The 14,410-nt window shown below is 65.8% G+C and carries 19 protein-coding genes and 1 riboswitch; of the genes, 13 read left to right on the top strand and 6 right to left on the bottom strand.

The window, feature by feature from the left end; translation table 11 throughout:
- The first annotated feature begins 4 nt into the window (after positions 1-4).
- The 6 genes from rpe (at position 5) to ribH (ending at position 5,155) form a co-directional block, all read left to right on the top strand.
- Positions 5-676, top strand: coding sequence for a ribulose-phosphate 3-epimerase (gene rpe, locus JOF46_RS15760; protein ID WP_209908617.1), 672 nt, complete (start codon positions 5-7; stop codon positions 674-676).
- Between the two features lie 21 nt (positions 677-697).
- Positions 698-842: riboswitch (FMN riboswitch) on the top strand.
- Between the two features lie 156 nt (positions 843-998).
- Complete coding sequence (pnuC, locus tag JOF46_RS15755; RefSeq protein WP_209908614.1) at positions 999-1,700, top strand: nicotinamide riboside transporter PnuC; 702 nt, start codon at positions 999-1,001, stop codon at positions 1,698-1,700.
- Entirely contained in the window at positions 1,700-2,752 is a 1,053-nt protein-coding gene (gene ribD / locus JOF46_RS15750) for a bifunctional diaminohydroxyphosphoribosylaminopyrimidine deaminase/5-amino-6-(5-phosphoribosylamino)uracil reductase RibD (protein WP_209908612.1), read from the top strand. Before pnuC ends, ribD begins: the two co-directional genes overlap by 1 nt.
- 11 nt (positions 2,753-2,763) lie before the next feature.
- Positions 2,764-3,396, top strand: coding sequence for a riboflavin synthase (locus JOF46_RS15745; RefSeq protein ID WP_209908609.1), 633 nt, complete (start codon positions 2,764-2,766; stop codon positions 3,394-3,396).
- Positions 3,393-4,676, top strand: coding sequence for a 3,4-dihydroxy-2-butanone-4-phosphate synthase (gene ribB / locus JOF46_RS15740; protein ID WP_209908607.1), 1,284 nt, complete (start codon positions 3,393-3,395; stop codon positions 4,674-4,676). The genes JOF46_RS15745 and ribB overlap by 4 nt, the downstream gene beginning before the upstream one ends.
- A complete protein-coding gene (gene ribH, locus JOF46_RS15735) occupies positions 4,673-5,155 on the top strand; it encodes a 6,7-dimethyl-8-ribityllumazine synthase (RefSeq protein ID WP_209908605.1) in 483 nt (160 codons plus the stop codon). Before ribB ends, ribH begins: the two co-directional genes overlap by 4 nt.
- A 110-nt stretch (positions 5,156-5,265) precedes the next feature.
- Here ribH and JOF46_RS15730 read toward each other — a convergent pair whose 3' ends face one another.
- The 3 genes from JOF46_RS15730 to JOF46_RS15720 form a co-directional block, all read right to left on the bottom strand.
- Positions 5,266-6,402 (bottom strand): NAD(P)/FAD-dependent oxidoreductase, encoded by a 1,137-nt coding sequence (locus JOF46_RS15730; RefSeq protein ID WP_209908603.1) that lies wholly within the window; start codon positions 6,400-6,402, stop codon positions 5,266-5,268.
- Between the two features lie 119 nt (positions 6,403-6,521).
- Positions 6,522-7,238, bottom strand: a complete 717-nt coding sequence (locus tag JOF46_RS15725; protein ID WP_245348153.1) for a TRM11 family SAM-dependent methyltransferase — start codon at positions 7,236-7,238, stop codon at positions 6,522-6,524.
- A 274-nt stretch (positions 7,239-7,512) separates the two neighbouring features.
- Entirely contained in the window at positions 7,513-8,283 is a 771-nt protein-coding gene (locus tag JOF46_RS15720; RefSeq protein ID WP_342592556.1) for an alpha/beta fold hydrolase, read from the bottom strand.
- A gap of 433 nt (positions 8,284-8,716) precedes the next feature.
- Here JOF46_RS15720 and JOF46_RS15715 point away from each other — a divergent pair, with 433 nt between their 5' ends.
- Positions 8,717-8,965 carry a type II toxin-antitoxin system Phd/YefM family antitoxin gene (locus JOF46_RS15715; RefSeq protein ID WP_209908599.1) on the top strand — a complete coding sequence of 83 codons (249 nt, stop codon included), beginning with the start codon at positions 8,717-8,719 and terminating at the stop codon, positions 8,963-8,965.
- Complete coding sequence (locus JOF46_RS15710; protein ID WP_209908597.1) at positions 8,962-9,219, top strand: type II toxin-antitoxin system RelE family toxin; 258 nt, start codon at positions 8,962-8,964, stop codon at positions 9,217-9,219. Before JOF46_RS15715 ends, JOF46_RS15710 begins: the two co-directional genes overlap by 4 nt.
- 142 nt (positions 9,220-9,361) lie before the next feature.
- Here JOF46_RS15710 and JOF46_RS15705 read toward each other — a convergent pair whose 3' ends face one another.
- Positions 9,362-9,769 (bottom strand): VOC family protein, encoded by a 408-nt coding sequence (locus tag JOF46_RS15705; RefSeq protein ID WP_209908596.1) that lies wholly within the window; start codon positions 9,767-9,769, stop codon positions 9,362-9,364.
- 138 nt (positions 9,770-9,907) lie between these two features.
- Here JOF46_RS15705 and JOF46_RS15700 point away from each other — a divergent pair, with 138 nt between their 5' ends.
- Complete coding sequence (locus JOF46_RS15700) at positions 9,908-10,159, top strand: hypothetical protein (protein WP_209908594.1); 252 nt, start codon at positions 9,908-9,910, stop codon at positions 10,157-10,159.
- Between the two features lie 34 nt (positions 10,160-10,193).
- Here the strand turns inward: JOF46_RS15700 and JOF46_RS15695 are convergent, their stop codons facing one another.
- Entirely contained in the window at positions 10,194-10,613 is a 420-nt protein-coding gene (locus tag JOF46_RS15695) for an HIT family protein (protein WP_209908591.1), read from the bottom strand.
- Positions 10,614-10,766: 153 nt separating this feature from the next.
- Here JOF46_RS15695 and JOF46_RS15690 point away from each other — a divergent pair, with 153 nt between their 5' ends.
- From JOF46_RS15690 to JOF46_RS15675, 4 genes are all read left to right on the top strand, one after another.
- Positions 10,767-11,030 (top strand): phosphoribosyl-ATP diphosphatase, encoded by a 264-nt coding sequence (locus JOF46_RS15690; RefSeq protein WP_071213339.1) that lies wholly within the window; start codon positions 10,767-10,769, stop codon positions 11,028-11,030.
- 110 nt (positions 11,031-11,140) lie between these two features.
- The gene (gene hisG, locus JOF46_RS15685) at positions 11,141-11,989 is read left to right on the top strand and encodes an ATP phosphoribosyltransferase (RefSeq protein WP_113761025.1); all 849 of its coding nucleotides are present in this window, start codon (positions 11,141-11,143) and stop codon (positions 11,987-11,989) included.
- Positions 11,990-12,058: 69 nt separating this feature from the next.
- Complete coding sequence (gene hisF / locus JOF46_RS15680) at positions 12,059-12,829, top strand: imidazole glycerol phosphate synthase subunit HisF (RefSeq protein WP_113761026.1); 771 nt, start codon at positions 12,059-12,061, stop codon at positions 12,827-12,829.
- Positions 12,804-13,574 carry a GNAT family N-acetyltransferase gene (locus JOF46_RS15675; RefSeq protein WP_209908590.1) on the top strand — a complete coding sequence of 257 codons (771 nt, stop codon included), beginning with the start codon at positions 12,804-12,806 and terminating at the stop codon, positions 13,572-13,574. The genes hisF and JOF46_RS15675 overlap by 26 nt, the downstream gene beginning before the upstream one ends.
- Before the next feature lie 105 nt (positions 13,575-13,679).
- Here JOF46_RS15675 and JOF46_RS15670 read toward each other — a convergent pair whose 3' ends face one another.
- On the bottom strand, positions 13,680-14,261 hold the full coding sequence (locus tag JOF46_RS15670; protein WP_209908587.1) for a TetR/AcrR family transcriptional regulator: 582 nt from the start codon (positions 14,259-14,261) through the stop codon (positions 13,680-13,682).
- Positions 14,262-14,410: the final 149 nt, after the last annotated feature.

Below are 14,410 nucleotides of genomic sequence, written 5' to 3'. Positions count from 1 at the left end.
GCACATGCGTACCTGCCAGATCAACCCGTCGATCCTCTCCGCGGACTTCACGAACCTGGAGCGCGAACTCACCCGGATCCACACCGCCGACGCGGTGCACGTCGATGTCATGGACAACCACTTCGTGCCCAACCTGACCATCGGCCTGCCGGTGGTGGCGCGGTTGAACGAGGTCAGCGAGTTGCCGCTGGATGTGCACCTGATGATCAGCGACGTGGACCGGTGGGGACCGGGCTACGCCGAGGCCGGTGCGGCCTCGGTGACCTTCCACGCGGAGGCCTCCGCCGCACCGGTCAAGCTGGCCCGGGACCTGCGGGCCGCCGGTTCGCGCGCCGCCATGGCGCTGCGCCCCGCCACTCCCATCGAGCCGTACCTGGACATGCTCCCGGAGCTGGACATGGTGCTGCTGATGACGGTGGAACCGGGGTTCGGCGGCCAGGCGTTCCTGGACCTGGTCCTGCCCAAGATCCGCCGGGCGCGCAAGGCCATTGACGGCACCGGGCTGCCGATCGCCCTGCAGGTCGACGGCGGGGTCACCCGCGAAACGATCCTGCGTGCCGCAGAGGCCGGGGCCGATGTCTTCGTGGCCGGATCCTCGGTGTACGGGACGGCGGATCCCGCCGAGGCAGTGGTCACATTACGAAACCTCGCAGCCGCCACGCCGGTTTCCATGTAATACTAAGAGCTACAACTACACAACGTGCTCCGGGGTCGGTGTAAGTCCGAACCGGCGGTTATAGTCCGCGACCCAAGCCACAAGAACCCTTCGGGGATCCCACGGCCTGGTTGAACTGGTGAAATTCCGGTACCGACAGTTAAAGTCTGGATGGGAGAAGCACGTACACGCAAAACCTGCGCCCTCGTCGGTGCGCAAGGGCAGGACCAAGGAAAATCTCAATCGTTTCCGAGGAACCCACAGCCCTTGCCCAACGGCTCGGCCATGAAGGTGGAACCGTCGTATAGAACCCCCGGAGCCATCGCGGCTTGACAGGAGGACGATGGATTTTCTGCGGTGGCTCATTGAAGCTTTCAATTCTTACATCACGGTGGGCAGCAGCGCGCTGCTTGTCCGCGAAGTGGTGGGCAACGTCTTCGGACTTGCCTCCGCCCTGGGCGGCATCCGCCGCAAGGTCTGGGCCTGGCCGGTGGGCATCATCGGCAACATCCTGCTGCTGACGGTATTCCTCGGCAGCATCTTCGGCCACGACCAGACGGCAAACCTGTTGGGCCAGGCCGGACGCCAAATCATGTTCATCGCCGTGTCCTTCTATGGCTGGCAGCGCTGGAAGTCGAGCCGGGAATCCGGCGGCAGCGCGGTCATCCCGCGCTGGGCCACCGGTACCGAACGCATATCCCTGGCCGTGGTCATGGTCGTCGGCACCGTGGCGCTGACCCCCATCTTCGGGGCCCTGGGATCCTACGAACCGGTGTGGGCGGATGCCTGGACCTTTGTCGGATCGCTCCTTGCCACCTATGGCATGGCCAAGGGACTGGTCGAGTTCTGGCTGATCTGGGTCATCGTCGACGTGGTCGGTGTTCCGCTGCTCTTCAGCGCCGGATACTACGCCAGCGCCTTCATGTACCTGTTCTACGGCTGCTTCACGCTGGTCGGATTCTTCATCTGGTGGAAGGCCAAGAACGACTCCAAGCCGAGCATCGAGACCGAAATGCCCGATCCCACGGTTAAGGTGAATCTCTGATGGAAGCCTCACGCTCAACCGCAGCCATGCGGCTTTCCCTGGAACTGGCCCGCCGCGGCACCCGGGGTGCCAATCCGCTGGTCGGCGCCGTCATCGTCGATGCCGAGGGCACGATCCTGGCCACCGGCCACCACCGGGGCGCAGGCACCCCGCACGCCGAGGCCGACGCACTGAACCGCCTGGGTCCCATCGACCCGGCCGCGGCACGAGCCGCCACCATGGTCGTGACCCTGGAGCCCTGCAACCACACCGGCCGCACCGGGCCCTGCTCGCGGGCCATCATCGATGCCGGCATCGGCAACGTCATCTTCGCCGTCACCGATGGCGGCACGGACTCCGGCGGGGGAGCGGCAACGCTGCGCGCTGCCGGGGTCGAGGTCAGCCAGGGGCTGCTGGAGACCGAAGCAACCGAGCTGAACCACCGCTGGTTCGCCGCCCGGGCCGCACAACGGCCCTTCACCACCTTGCACCTGGCCCAGACCCTGGACGGACGGATCGCCGCGGCGGACGGCACCAGCCAATGGATCACCTCCCCGCGCTCGCTGCTGCACGCCCACGAGGTCCGCGCCCGCGTCGGAGCCATCGTGGTGGGCACCGGAACCGTGTTTGCCGACAACCCACGGCTCAACGCCCGCAACGAACACGGCGAACCCTTCGAGCACCAGCCCCGGCGCATCGTCATGGGCCTGCGCGACATCCCCGCCGACGCGGCCCTGAAGGCCGACGGGAACTGGGAACAGGTCCGCACCCGCGACCCGCACCAGGTCCTGGCGCTGGTTGCTTCCCGCGGCATCGACCACGTGCTGCTCGAGGGCGGGGCCTCGATCGCCACCGCATTCCTGGCCGCAGACCTGGTCGATGAGATCTTCCTCTACCAGGCACCCATCTTCCTGGGCGCGGGCCGCGGCTCCGTCGGGGAGCTGGGCATTGCGACCCTCTCGGCGGCCCGGGCCTTCCGCCTAGATCCCGTCGATGGCGAGGCCGTGCGCATCCTGGGCCCCGACACCCTTACCCACCTTGAACCCATGCCATCGGGCACCGGCACACTCTAAGGAACCAACACATGTTCACCGGAATCATCAGCGGCATGGGCCGCATCGAGGCCATTGAATCCTCCCCGGAAACCGACTCGGTCATCCTGCGCATCAGTGCGCCGAACCACACCGAGAACCTGGAACCGGGCGGGTCCATCGCCGTCAACGGCGTCTGCCTGACCGCCACCTCCATCGCCGGGGACACCCTGTCCCTGGATGTCATGGGCGAGACCCTGCGCCACACCACCATCGGCGCGCTGGCTGCGGGCGAGGGCATCAACCTGGAACGCTGCGTGCAGGCCGGCGGGCGGCTGGACGGCCACGTCGTCCAGGGCCACGTCGACGGCGTCGGGCAGCTGCTCGAGCACGAGTCCCTCGGGGCCTGGGACCGCTTCCGCTTCTCCGTCCCCTTCGAATTGGCCCGGTACGTGGCCAAGAAGGGTTCCATCGCGATCGACGGCATCTCGCTGACCGTCACCGAGGTCTCGCCCGCCAGCGAGAAGGAGCAGTGGTTCGAGGTCGGGATCATCCCCACGACCCTGCGCGAAACCACCCTTGGCCAACGAGTGCCCGGTTCCGCGGTCAACCTCGAGGTAGACGTCATGGCCAAGTACGCAGAGCGTCTGGCATCCTTCAACACCACCGAAAGCAGCGCATCATGAGCACCGATCCCATCCGCCTGGATTCCATCGACGCGGCCATCAGCGCCATGGCCGCCGGCCAGGCCGTCGTGGTGGTCGACGACGCCGACCGCGAGAACGAGGGCGACATCATCTTCGCCGCCGAGTTCGCCACCCCCGAGCTGATGGGCTGGACCATCCGCCACACCTCCGGCGTGGTGTGCACCCCGATGACCGGCGAACGCGCCGACGCCCTGGGCCTGCCTCCCATGGTGGAAAACAACCAGGACGCCAAGGGCACCGCCTACACGGTTTCCTGCGACGCCGCCCACGGCACCTCCACCGGCATCAGCGCAGCCGACCGCGCACTCACCTCCCGCATCCTGGCCGACCCGGCCTCGGGCCCCGAGCTGATCAACCGCCCCGGCCACATCTTCCCGCTGCGCGCGGTCGACGGCGGGGTGCTGGTGCGCCGCGGGCACACCGAGGCCAGCGTTGATTTGTGCCTGGCCGCCGGCCTGGAACCGGTCGGGGTCATCGCCGAGCTCGTGCACGACGACGGATCCATGATGCGGCTTCCGGCACTGCGCGAGTTCGCGGATTTGTGGAACATCCCGCTGGTCAGCATCGAGGACTTGGCCGCCTGGCGCGCCACCTCCGACGCCGAGCCGGCCGTGGGCACCAGCGCCGCGGCGGTGCAGGGCGGTCCCGAGGTGCGGGTCCCCACCCCGCACGGGGAATTCATGGTCCGTGCCTGGCGCGAACGAAGCAGCGGCATCGAGCACCTCTCGCTCAGCGCCACCGGCCCCGACGGCACCATGCCGCGCGAACCGCTGGTGCGCGTGCACTCCGAATGCCTCACCGGGGACGTCTTCGGCTCCTACCGCTGCGATTGCGGCGAACAGCTCGAGGCGGGCCTGGCAGCCATCAACGAATACGGCGGGGTGCTGGTCTACCTGCGCGGCCACGAGGGTCGCGGCATCGGACTGGCCAACAAGATCCGCGCCTACGCCCTGCAGGACGGCGGCGCCAACACCGTGGCCGCCAACGAGCAGCTGGGACTGCCGGTCGACGCCCGGAACTACGACGCGGCAGCGGCGATCCTCAACGCCATGGGCATCCGCCGGATCCGGTTGATCACCAACAACCCGTTGAAGGAGCAGTGGCTGGAGAACGCCGGAATCGCCGTCACCGAGCGCGTCCCCACCCGGGTCGCGGCGCGCCCCGAAAACCTTGAGTACCTGCGTACCAAGCAAGAACTGTTGCACCACTCGCTGCAACTGCCATCCACCGAAAACACCAACCCAGGAGTGAAATCATGAGCGGACACGGAGCACCCCTCGTCGGAGCCAACGAACTAGCGGCAGCGGGAGAGTCCGGAATGCGCGCGGTCATCGTCGCGGCCAGCTGGCACACCCAGATCATGGACGGACTGGTTGACGGGGCACTGCGCGCCGCCGCCGACGCCGGGATCAAGACCCCTGAGGTCATCCGCGTGCCGGGCACCTTCGAGCTCCCGGTGGCCGCTTCGCGCCTGGCGCACTCCTACGACACCGTCATCGCCCTGGGGGTCGTCATCCGTGGCGGCACCCCGCACTTCGACTACGTGTGCCAGGGTGCCACCCTGGGCCTGACCGATGTGTCCGTGCGCACCGGCGTCCCGGTCGGCTTCGGGGTGCTGACCTGCGACACCGAGGAGCAGGCCATCGCCCGTGCGGGCCTGGAAGGTTCCATAGAGGACAAGGGCTACGAGGCCATGAGCGCCGGACTGCAGACCGCACTGGTGCTCACCCGCCGCTGAGGCAGCCGGCTTGGCACCGCCGCCCGCTCCACCGGCACCCGCATGACGGGATCACCACCTCCGGGGGAGCGGGCGTCGCCGTGCGCGGGATCGGGGGCATCCCGGATGGCTTATTCCCCGCCGAGCCAGCGGCGCAGGCGCGAGGTCCCGTAGTCCGACTTCTCGTTCGCGATTTCTTCGCTTGCCGCATCGTAGCTGCCGTAGGGCCTGGTTCCGGCGGCAAAGGTGATGTTCAGGCGGGCCGCACGATGCGGTCCGAATGCCACGTAGCACACGCCGTTGCCGTCGTAGCCAAGCGTGCCGGACGAGCGGTTGATGCGCGCGGCAATCGCGTCCACCACCACGGCGCCCTGCCCCTCGGCGAAGATCCCGGCCTTGGGGGTGCCGACGCTGGTGACGTCCCCGATGGCAAAGACATCCGGGTAGGACGTTTGAAGGGTCAGCGGGTCCACGGGGATCCAGCCCTCGAAGGTCATGCCCGATTCTGCAACCACCGTCGGGACCACGTGCCAGGGCACCCCGAGGAACAGGTCAAAGGGCATGGTGCTGCCGTCGTCCATCACCAGCTCCCTGCTGGCCGGTTCCAGCCGTTCGATCACCTTCTTCGGATGCCATTGGATACCACGCTCGGCAAAGGCTTCAAGCAGCGCCTCGGAGGCCGCCGGCACCGGCGGCACCGGAGTGCGTAGCGGCATGACCAGGGCGATTTCCGAGCGCTCGCGCAGTCCCTTGGAGACCAGCAGGTCATGCACCAGCAATGCCGTCTCGCTGGGTGCCGGCGGGCACTTGAACGGCGTGGAGGTGACACCGATGACCACCCGGCCGCCGTCGAAGTCGTTCAACGCCTCCCGCGCGGCCAGGGCGCCCGCGACGCTGTAGAACTCGTGGCCGCACTCCGAAAGCCCGGGTGTCGCGGACGGGTCGAGGTCCGCGCCCAGGGCAACCACCAGGTAATCCGCCTCGAAGGAACCGGAATCCGTCTCCACGCGCTTGGCCACCGGATCGATGGACAGGATGGTGGCGCGCACATGCTTCACCCCGGGCTTGTCGAGCTGGCTGTACGGGTGGCTGGCCTCGGCCTCGGTGAGCCTGCCGAACATGACATCGAGCTTGGAGAAGCCGAACATGAAATGCTCGTTGCGGTCGATGAGGGTGATCTCGATGTCGGTGCCGAAACGTTCCGAAAGCCCCGCCGCCACCTCGAGCCCGCCGAAACCTGCACCCAGCACCAAGACCTGCGTAGACATGCGACCAACTCCATTTGTGAGGTGACGAGCTATCTCCGACGGTATGGCCGGGTGGTGCCGCGGTCAAGGTGCATGGTTGCTCGCCGGCCCGGCACGGAGCGGGAGAATGACGGGCTCGACTACATGCGCGGTGCGCCAGGAGGTCGCTGGAACACGAGCAACGCGTCGGAGATCAGGTCGTGGGGGTATTGATCCCAGAGAATCTCGGTTTCTCCCACGAGGGTGAGGTGCCGTCCGAGCGCACGTTTGCAGTCACGGATCAGGTGCGTGGTGAGGTTCATGTGGTGGATGTCGGCCAGGTTCCACACCACGAACCCACCTGGCACAACCACCCGCGCGCACTGGGCGGCGACGAGGCCGAGTTCGTCCAGGTAGCGGTCGTAGTCTCCGTCGTTTTCCTCGTAGGCGGTCAGCGGGTCGGGTTCGTGGTTTTCCGCCGTCATGTATGGGGGAGATGCAACGATGAGGTTGATGTCTGCGTCGGGCAGGGGTGATCCGGTGCCGCGGACGAGCCTGAGCAGTTCCCGTGAGTCGCCCTCGATGATGTGGGCGTCGGGCATCCGGTCGCGCAGGTAGTCCACGCGCTCGGGCAACAGTTCGATGCCGAGTGCTTCCCGCCCCAGTGCGATGGCCCGTATGAGGGTGGTGCCGAACCCCGCGAACGGGTCGAAGACCAGGTCGCCGGGATTGCTGCACCGTTCAATGATGTGGTCAACGATTGCCGAGACCATGTGCACATCTTCGTCGGCGCCCGGCGGACGCTCGGCCACGAACGTGTCGTGCGTTGCGGTCAGCTGCGAATCCAGGGGGGATGTTTTGGGCGTGCTTTCGATCAATTCTTTTTCAAGTCCTTCATCATGCGAAGTGTACCCGCCGGGGTGCGGCCCCTGGCATTCCATGCATGACTGAAGCTTGGGTGCATGGGCAACTTTCTGCCCGCTGACGATGGCTGTCAGTGCCTTGTCCACTGAAGCCAGGACATCAGCGTGACCAAGAGGACAGGGACGGTGCCCGCACGCCGAGGCTCTCTGCCAACCCCGCCAGGTCTAGGGTCATCGAGAATCAGCGCGGCCCGCACGATGACCGAGGCCCTGTCCAACCTGGCCCTAGCTAGGCATTGTCGGCCAGAGTGCCGAGGAAGTTGGTGATGGCGGCCGCGGTGATCCCCGGTTGCTGCGACTGGGGGTAGCGGCCGGCATCAGGGACCATGACAACAGACCCGCGAAGCGTGCGCGCGATCCAGTCGGCTTCGGCCTCTGGGCTCTTGAAGTCCGGGTCCTTCGCGCCCATGACGACCAGCGTGGGTGAGTCCACGTTGGCTAGGCATTCGCCGGCCCGGACGTGGTCGGTGCGCGTCGTGAGACTGAAGGCGCGTTCGTGGCCGGGTCGTTTCATACTCGCGATCGCGGCCTGGCGGTATTCGGCGAAGTCCGCGGGCTTGGTGCCGGCATGGAGCACAGGCATATAGGCCTTCCAGGCTGCGGCCGCCCAGGGGCGGGCCATCAGGATCCGGAAGAGCAGGTTCTTGAGAGCGCTCGTGGAGGGCTGGCGGACGAAGGGGCCGATCAGGACAAGCCCGGAAACAAGCTCGGGGTGCTCCGCCGCAACGATCACTGCCGCACCGGCGCCCATCGAGTTTCCGACAACGACGGCGGGCCTGTCCAGCTCGCGAAGGAGTCCCTCGATGTCTCCGGCGGTCTCGACGTCGCCGTAGCCGGGGAACGTGGCATCGCTGTCACCATGTCCCCGCAAATCCGTTGTTGCCACGGTGTAGCCGGCAGCAACCAGCGCCGGGACCAGGAAGCGGTAGGTCGAACGCAGCTCGCCCATGCCCGGGACAAGTAGGACAAGTGGACCCGAGCCTTGGACGTCGTAAGCTATTTTCCCCTGCGGCGAGTGCTGCAGGTACTACGTGAGCGAGTGAATGGCCATGTGGCTAATCTGCTTGTCATGAACGCCAAGTGCAATGGCCTGCGTGGAACTTCGTGACGGCAACCCGCCAATAACCCGCATCAAGGTACCCCCGGGCTCGCGCCGGCGGGCCTGCGTCGAACTTGGCCACGGGCACCGTTGCGTGAGGGTTGAGCCCGAAGGCCAGCCCGCATGGCCGGAGCGGCAGCGCAAGCATGTGGTGGGTCTCGACGGTGGTGCGGCTCATCCAACGCATGCCGAGAACGCCGAAACGCAAGCGGGCCCTCGGTTCGTCATAGCCCGCAGCATGCCGCGGCTGAAGGGAGCGCGACGCCCGTCCATGCGCCGAGACGTTGCGCTCTCCATCATGTACATCTCAAGATGTGGGATGTACGCTGGATTTATGACAAGTGTCAGTGTTGCAGACGCCCGTAACAACTTTTCAGACGTGATCGCTCGCTCCCAGACCGAGGCGGTGTTCATCGAGCGCCGCGGTCAGCGTGCCGCGGTTGTTATCAGTCCCTCATACTACGAGCGGATGCTCGAAGCATTGGAAGATGCTGAAGATGTAGCCGCGTTCGATGAGGCGATGGCCGAAGAAGGGCCCAACGTCCCCTGGGCCCAGGTGAAGGCCGACCTGGGCTGGACGTGACCTACCGAATCGAGCTGCGTCCTGCTGCAATTCGTGTGTTGAAGCGAATCGACGCTCGGGATCGCGACCGGATTCGTGGTGCAATCGCACTTCTGGGTGAGGAGCCACGGCCGCCGGGCGCCAGAGCGCTCCAAGGGCGGCCCGGCCTCCGTGTTCGCGTTGGGGACTACCGCATCATTTACACGGTCGATGACAACATCCTCGTTGTTGTGGTGATCACACTCGGTCATCGTCGCAATGTCTACGAACGTTAAGTGCCCACAGGCTGATCCGCGTTCCAGGCACTTCTGGTGGACCGGCGCGGGGTTTCCCTTCAGGACGAGCGCTCGCAACACAGGCGCCTTGGAGGAAAATGACAAGGTCGACTGCCGCCGTCGTGGACTGCAGCCGGCACGTTCAGGAGATTCGGCGCGGCCGCGTCCACCAGAACTCGAGCTGGATGTTGTCCGGGTCGCGGAACACCAAAGCCGCGCCGTTGGAGGTGTCCTGTGCGGGGGAGTGCACGACACCAAGCGCGGTGAGCTGTTCTTCCCAGGCGTCCAGGTCCGCCCGCTCGGCGACGCTGAACCCGATGTGGTCCAGCCCGACGTTGCGGTCGTCGAACCGGGCCACGGGCACCGAGGCGTGCTGGTTGAGCCCGATGACCAGCCCGGTGGCACGGTGCACCAGCACGATCATGATGCGGTTCTCGAAGTCGGCACGGCGCACGCGCCGCAGGCCGAGCACGTCGCAATACCACCGGGCGCTGGACTCGGCGTCGGAAACCGACAAGTCGATGTGCGATGGCGTGCCGAAATCGGGCATGGCTTCCTCCTCTTTCCCACTCGAGCATAGCCCCGCAAGGTCCCCCAAGGGAGGGGCCCGCAAGCCTCGGCCAGACGGCAAGGGGCCGCGCGCTTCGGGTCCGTTGCACGTGGCCCTGGACAGGTTCATGCTGGAGTCATGGGATTCCTCAAGGCGTCGCAGAACCTGCCAAAACCACTGGCCTACGCCCTCCTGGGCGCCATGTGGTGCGGTCTGCTGGGCGGCGTGGTTGGGCTGATCGCCGGACTCAGCGTCTATCCGCCCACGGCCTGGGCCGCGGTGCTCGAGATAGGCATCCCGGCGGCACTGCTTGGATTTGTCGCCGGGTTGCTCGTGGGCGCAGCGATGTTGCTCGCGGATAGGCGCCATGGCGCCAAGCCAAGCCACTGAACCGGATCGCCGCCGGAACGTCTCACCGCGATTCCTAACGGCCGGGGCGCAGCAACCGTGCCGTGGCGGCCAGCTCGTCCGCGGTGGGCCTGGCTGCGGGTGGCTCGACGAATGCGAACCCATCGTTCTCCACGCGCGGAATGACATGCAGGTGCGCATGGAACACCGATTGCTCGGCAACTTCACCGTTGGACATCAACAGGTTGACGCCCTCGCATGGCAGTGTGGAATCGCGCAGGGAATCGGCAACGCGGCGGGCGAGATCGAACATCGCCGCGGACGTTGCCGCATCAAGGCCGTGGATATCGCGCAGATGCTTCCGGGGAACCACCAGGGTGTGTCCGGCATTGATGGGTGCCGCATCAAGGAAGGCCACGCAATGCGCATTCGATGCCACCACATGCCCCTCGGAGCGGCCGGAGGCAATCTCACAAAAAACGCACTTCTCATCCATGAACGTGAGCATAGTCCGTGGTCAGGTACCGGATCGAGGCGCAAGCGCGTGTCCTGGTCGTGGCCGCGTCATGTTGGCCCGTCGCGGGGAGTCCTTCGTCACAATGGGGCTGCGGTTGTGAATGCTTCCAACGGGCCAAGATATCCTGACCATGTGAAAACTTTTGACACCCTCTTCGCCGAACTCTCCGAGAAGGCCAAGACCCGCCCCGAAGGTTCGCGTACCATCGCCGAACTGGATTCCGGCGTGCATGGCATCGGAAAGAAGGTCGTGGAGGAAGCCGCCGAAGTGTGGATGGCTGCCGAATACGAATCCGACGAGGCCGCCGCCGAAGAAATCTCCCAGCTGCTCTATCACCTGCAGGTGATGATGATCGCCAAGGGCCTGACTCTGCAGGACGTTTACAAGCATCTCTAGCCGCCGCATTCGGGAGACGTTCTTTTCCCGTGCCGCGGCGGCCAACAAACACCCATTTGTTGTCCTCATGCCGTAATACCCCCCCCAGAGCCTGAAACGAGAAACGCATCATGTTGCGAGTAGCACTTCCCAACAAGGGAGCCTTGTCCGAAATCGCCTCGACCATGTTGTTGGAGGCCGGATACGTCCAGCGCCGCGACAACCGCGAACTGGTCATGGTCGACCCCGACAACGACGTGGAGTTCTTCTACCTCCGCCCCCGTGACATCGCCGTGTACGTCGGCGGCGGCATCCTCGATGTCGGCATCACCGGACGCGACCTGTACCTGGACGCCGAGGTCAACGACCACGTCGACGAGGTCCTGCCGCTGGGCATCGGCAACGCCGCCTTCCGCTTCGCCGGCCCCGCCGGTTCCTTCACGCACCAGAACGAGCTCAACGGCAAGCGCATTGCCACCAGCTACGACGCCCTGCTGCGCAGCTACCTTCTCGAGAACAACATCGACGCCTCGGTCGTCCGCCTCGACGGAGCCGTGGAGTCCTCGGTCCGCCTGGGCGTGGCCGACGCCATCGCCGATGTGGTGGAAACCGGCAACACGCTCAAGGCTGCAGGCATGGAGGTCTTTGGGGATCCCATCCTGAAGTCCGAAGCCGTGCTCATCGGCCGCACCGGCCGCACACCTGCCGGCCTGGACGTGCTCAAGCGCCGGCTCACCGGCGTGCTGGTGGCCCGCCGCTACGTCATGCTCGACTACGACGTGCGCCGGGACCTGGTCGACGAAGCCACCCGGTTGACCCCGGGCCTGGAGTCGCCGACGGTTTCCCCGCTGCAGGACTCGGACTGGGTCGCCGTGCGTGCCATGGTCAAGAAGAGCCACACCAACAACATCATGGATGAGCTGTACAACATCGGCGCCCGCGCCATACTTGTCACCAACATCCACGCCTGCCGCATCTAGCAAGGCACCCCAGCGCAGTACCCCTCGAAGAACACCGCTTTTCACTACTTTTCCAGGAGTTGATCCTTCATGACTGTTGCGATCCGTGTGATCCCATGCCTCGACGTGGACAACGGCCGAGTCGTCAAGGGAGTGAACTTCGAGGGGCTGCGCGATGCCGGAGACCCGGTGGAACTGGCCAAGCGCTACAACGCCGCGGGCGCCGACGAGATCACCTTCCTCGACGTCACGGCCTCCTCGGGCAACCGAGAAACCACCTATGACGTGGTCGCCAAGACCGCCGAGGAAATCTTCATCCCGTTGACCGTCGGAGGTGGCGTGCGCGCCGTCGAGGACGTGGACCGATTGCTGCGCGCCGGGGCCGACAAGGCCTCGATCAACACCGCGGCCGTCGACCGCCCCGAGGTCATCAACGAAATCACCCAGCGCTTTGGTTCCCAGGTGCTGGTGCTCTCCCTTGATGCCCGCCGCACCGACAACCCGGACGTCGCCTCGGGCTTCGAGGTGACCACCCACGGCGGACGCACCGGCACCGGCCGTTGCGCCGTGGCCTGGGCCAAGGAAGCCGCAGAGCGCGGAGTGGGAGAAATCCTGTTGAACTCGATCGATGCCGACGGCACCAAGGACGGTTTCGACCTGGAAATGATCCGGGCCGTGCGCGCGGAAGTCACCGTTCCGCTGATCGCCTCCGGCGGTGCCGGGGGACCGGAGCACTTCCCGCCGGCCATTGCCGCCGGCGCGGATGCGGTGCTTGCCGCCTCAATCTTCCACTTTGGGCCTGATGACATGATCAAGCAGGTCAAGGACGCCATCCGTGAAGCCGGTTTCCCGGTTCGCTGACCCCGTGTCCCTGGACGAAACCATGTCCAGGGGCTGGCAGGCACTGACGGAAGAACTCGTTGACGGCTGGACCGCCCGGTTTTCCGGCGGCGTGACCAAGCGCGCGAACTCGGTGCTGCCGCTGGAAGAACCGCGCGACGTCGCCGCGGCGATCTCCGGGGTCGAGGACCGCTATGCCGGCCAGGGCCTGCCCGCCGTTTTCCAGATCAGCCCGGACTCCTTGCCGACGGATCTGGATTCCCTGTTGGCCGAGCGCGGGTACCTGCTGGATTCGCCTACTCTGGTCCAGTACCTGGCACTCGGCGAGGACGACTTGGCGGAAACCGCAGCCCAGGACCCGAGGATCCAGCTGTCCGAGGTGCCAAGCGATCGGTGGCTTGAGACCTTCTGGAGCGTCGAGGGTCCGCATTCACTGGAGCAGCAAGCCATCAGCCGGCGGATCCTGGCCCGCACACCATCGGTGTATGCATCCTTGGTCGTTGAAGGACAGCTCGAAGCCGTTGCCCGGCTTGCGCTGGTCGGGAACCTTGGTGGGATCTACTCGGTGGCCACCCGGGAGGAATCCCGTTCCCGCGGGCATGGCCGTGCGGTGGTCCAAGCCCTGCTAACCGAGGCCGCGCAACGGAACCTCGAGGGGCTGTGGCTGCAGGTCGTCGAATCGAACGAGCTGGCCCGCGGGCTTTATGAATCCATGGGCTTCGAAACCGTCTCCCGCTACCACTACCGCTTGGCATCCCAAACCTGACAGGCACGCGCTTCCTGGTCCGGAATTCGGGGTCCTGAATTCAAGATTTCCGCTGCTTGGGACGCGGATTCCTCGCAAGGCCCGGACGAAAGGGCAATCCCCGGGTCAGCCGTTCGCCGGCATGATTGCTTCCAACCCTCGTTCGAGCGCGGCTTGTGCCGCGACGGTGTCCAGTTGGTTGGACAGCCAGCGGCTGGATAGTCCCTCGACCAGCGAGGTGAGCAGCAGTGCGGTCTCCTGGCATTGCTCGATAGGGCCTCCGGTGTGCCCCTTGACCAGCTCGGCAACGTGCGACTGCCATGCCGCGGTGGAGGCGGCCAGGTGCGTGGCCAGTGGTGGCTCGAAAACGGCGATGGCCCTGATCTCGTTCCACACGATTGATTTGGCGCGCACCGAATCGTCATCTTGGATCTCGGCCAGCAGCAACTCGCGCAGCACGGCGTAGGAATTGCTCCCGCCGGCCGCCGGATCCTCGCGCTTGGCCACCGAATCCGTGTTGACGTATTCCAGCGTCGCGGCCAGCAGGCCGTCGCGATCGGTGAAGTGGTAGTACACCAGTCCGGTGGAGATGCCCGCCTGCTTGCAGACGTCTTGCACGCGCATGCCCCGGACTCCGTCACGGGCGATGCAGATGCTGCAGGCCTCGAGGATTCGTTGTTGCGTGTCGTTGGCCATGACCGGTGCCATGCCTTTCGTTTGCCGGAGAACTTCATCAATTCGCGGGTTGGTCGCCGTGGGGCCTTCCATGTACCGTGGGTCACACGCTATCTTTAACTGAATATCCAGTCAATTCTTGTTTGCTCCTCCGCACCGGGCCGCCGGTGCACCGTTCTCAC

This window comes from Paeniglutamicibacter psychrophenolicus (assembly GCF_017876575.1).
Lineage (GTDB): Bacteria > Actinomycetota > Actinomycetes > Actinomycetales > Micrococcaceae > Paeniglutamicibacter > Paeniglutamicibacter psychrophenolicus.
Note: the sequence above shows the minus strand (reverse complement) of the source record. Positions and strands in the feature narration are given on the sequence as shown.